This window comes from Pseudomonas mandelii (assembly GCF_024138395.1).
In the GTDB taxonomy this organism is placed as follows: Bacteria; Pseudomonadota; Gammaproteobacteria; order Pseudomonadales; family Pseudomonadaceae; genus Aquipseudomonas; species Aquipseudomonas mandelii_E.
Genome location: NZ_JAMYDU010000053.1, coordinates 1 through 3,048, shown reverse-complemented (window position 1 = coordinate 3,048; position 3,048 = coordinate 1). Strand labels below are relative to the sequence as shown.

Here is a 3,048-nt window from a genome sequence, read left to right as displayed (position 1 = left end):
GGTATGTCAGGCAGACCGCATCAGCCGGATTCACGACTGCTTCGCAGCCGAACGCAGGCTTCGCCAGCTGCTACAGATCGCATTACGGCTTAACTGACTGGCATTAGGGCAAGCCCGCTCCCACATTGATTTGTTGCGTTCGCAAAAGATGGATTCACTGCAGCTCCCACAGTGGAGGGGGTGTGCCTCAGATTTCGAGGTTGCCCCAACCCGGCTTCACTTCTTCCGGTGCTACAGCGTTCACCTTCTTACCCGTGGCCAACTCCACCCGCCGCGCCACTTCGGGGTCATCGGCGAACGGAATCAGGCTGGCATCGTCCAGGCTCTCGGCGGTCTGGTATTTCAGGCAATACTCGACCGCCAGCCAAAGCCCCAAAACGCCCAATAGATTCAACCCCGTCTCGATCATGTCAGGCTCCTTGCCTCAGGCAATCTGCGCTTCAAGTTCAGCCATTTTCACGTCCGACACTCGCACCGTGCGCCAGGTGTTGTAGGCCATCAGCAACATGCCGCTGAGGAAGAACACTCCGCCGACAAAGCGCACCACAAACCCCGGATGACTGGCCTGCAAAGCCTCAACGAAGGAGTAGGTCAGCGTGCCGTCATCGTTGATCGCGCGCCACATCAAACCCTGAGTGATGCCGTTGACCCACATCGAGGCGATGTACAGCACGGTGCCGATGGTCGCCAGCCAGAAGTGCGCGTTGATCAGGCCGATGCTGTGCATCTGCGGGCGGCCGAAGACTTTCGGGACCATGTGGTAGACGGCGCCGAAAGTGATCATCGCCACCCAGCCCAAGGCCCCGGCGTGAACGTGGCCGATGGTCCAGTCGGTGTAATGGGAGAGGGCGTTCACCGTTTTGATCGCCATCATCGGGCCTTCAAAGGTCGACATGCCGTAGAAGGCCAATGACAGCACCAGAAAGCGCAGGATCGGATCGGTGCGCAACTTATGCCAGGCACCCGAGAGCGTCATCATGCCGTTGATCATCCCGCCCCAGCTCGGCGCCAGCAGAATCAGCGACATCGCCATGCCCAGTGACTGCGCCCAGTCCGGCAGTGCGGTGTAGTGCAAATGGTGCGGGCCGGCCCAGATGTACAAGGTGATCAGCGCCCAGAAATGCACGATCGACAACCGATACGAATACACCGGCCGATTGATCTGTTTCGGCACGAAGTAATACATCATCCCGAGGAAGCCGGTGGTCAGGAAAAAACCCACCGCGTTGTGCCCATACCACCACTGCACCATGGCGTCGGTGGCCCCGGAATACACTGGATACGATTTGAACCAGTCCACCGGAATCGACAGGTGATTGACCACGTGCAGCATGGCGATCACCACGATGAACGCACCGAAAAACCAGTTGCCGACATAGATGTGCTTGGTCTTGCGTTGCACCACGGTAGTGAAGAATACGATGGCGTAAGCGACCCAGACCACCGTCATCCACACCGCGCCGGAGAATTCGATTTCGGCGTATTCCTTGGTGGTGGTGTAGCCCAGCGGCAGAGTAATCAGCATCACCACGATTACCGATTGCCAGCCCCAGAAGGTGAACGCGGCGAGCTTGTCGGAGAACAGCCGCACCTGGCAGGTGCGCTGCACCGCGTAGTAACTGGCGGCGAATTGCGCGCTGCCGGCAAAGCCGAAAATCACCAGGCTGGTGTGCAGCGGGCGCAAGCGGCCGAAGGTGGTCCACGGCAGGTCGAGGTTCATCTCGGGCCATACCAGTTGCGATGCGATCCATACCCCCATCGCCATCCCGACGACACCCCAGACGATGGTTGCCACGACGAATTGGCGAACGACCTTGTAGTTATAGGCCTGTCCGATTGTTGCTGTGCTCATGGTCAGTTCTTCCACGGTTGCAAAGTCTTGCCAGGCCACCCGGTCTGGCATGCCATGGACTGTAGAAACCCTGCCGCAAACAAAACAGACTCAGAGAAATCGAGTTTATGCGGATCAGATGCGATGTAAGCCTGCGGCGATAGGCCGCGCCCTGATACGGTTTTTTAGTGTTTAGCTGAATCTGTAACGTGCTGCGCTGCCGGTGCATAGTCCACACCATAAGAACAACCGAAACCCTGTAGCAGCTGCCGAGCCTGCGAGGCTGCGTTCGGCGGCGAAGCCGTCGCTAAACCAGGCATTGCGGTGGATCAGGCAGACCGCGCCGCCGGACTCACGACTGCTGCGCAGCCGAACGCAGCCTCGCAGGCTCGGCAGCTGCTACGGGAGTTCAATCCTGATGAGGTGGCAGCCACATGTATCAGTACGACGACTATGACCGGGCCAAGGAGCGGGTGTACCCGAAAATGCTGGAGGTGTCGGCATGAACAATCTGATTCGTTTGCAAGACGGCGGCGCCGAGTGGGTGCGTGACGACCCATGGCAGTTGATTCGCGAAGCAACGGAGGAGTTGCCGGCCGGACCGCTGATAATGCCGTTACCCCAGTGGCTGGCACTTAACGCCGACAGGACGTCAGCGCTCGAAGGCGTCTGGCTGGGTCCCAACGACGAAGTGACAAATCTGACGCCGTGGTTTCCCGACCTGCCACTGATTGCCCTGGACTTCCCGAGTTTTCGCGACGGACGCGCCTACAGCCAGGCCTATCTGTTGCGTACACGTTTCGGTTGGCAAGGCGAATTGCGCGCGATTGGCGATGTACTGCGCGATCAACTCAGCCACATGCGCCAATGTGGCTTTGACAGCTTTGCGGTGCGCGAAGACAAGTCCGCTGAAGATGCGCTGAAGGGATTGGCCGGGATGAGTGTGCTTTATGGGCGCTCGGTGATTGAGCCGCGGCCGTTGTTTCGACGGCGCTGAAGTCCCGTGGCGAGGGGGCTTGCCCAATGCTGGTAAGTTAAGAACTTTGAGCGACGAAAATCCTGTGGGAGCGTGGCTTGCCCGCGAAGAATACACCGCGGTTTTTCAGGTATTACGCGTCATCGTTCTTCGCGGGCAAGACACGCTTGTATGTTTAGACTTGAAGGGGTGGGCGTGACTAAAGGCTCGATTCCGACTCTCGCCAGTACGGACCGTGGGA

The 3,048-nt window shown here is 58.8% G+C and carries 3 protein-coding genes; 1 reads left to right on the top strand and 2 read right to left on the bottom strand.

The annotated features are described in order from the left end of the window. Positions 1 to 187: 187 nt before the first annotated feature. On the bottom strand, positions 188 to 409 hold the full coding sequence (locus tag NHU87_RS28265) for a cbb3-type cytochrome c oxidase subunit 3 (RefSeq protein WP_253555143.1): 222 nt from the start codon (positions 407 to 409) through the stop codon (positions 188 to 190). Between the two features lie 15 nt (positions 410 to 424). Next, on the bottom strand, positions 425 to 1,852 hold the full coding sequence (gene ccoN / locus NHU87_RS28260; RefSeq protein WP_253555141.1) for a cytochrome-c oxidase, cbb3-type subunit I: 1,428 nt from the start codon (positions 1,850 to 1,852) through the stop codon (positions 425 to 427). Between the two features lie 481 nt (positions 1,853 to 2,333). Between ccoN and NHU87_RS28255 the strand changes: the two genes are divergently transcribed. Beyond that, positions 2,334 to 2,828 (top strand): DUF934 domain-containing protein, encoded by a 495-nt coding sequence (locus NHU87_RS28255; protein ID WP_253555137.1) that lies wholly within the window; start codon positions 2,334 to 2,336, stop codon positions 2,826 to 2,828. Positions 2,829 to 3,048 lie beyond the last annotated feature (220 nt).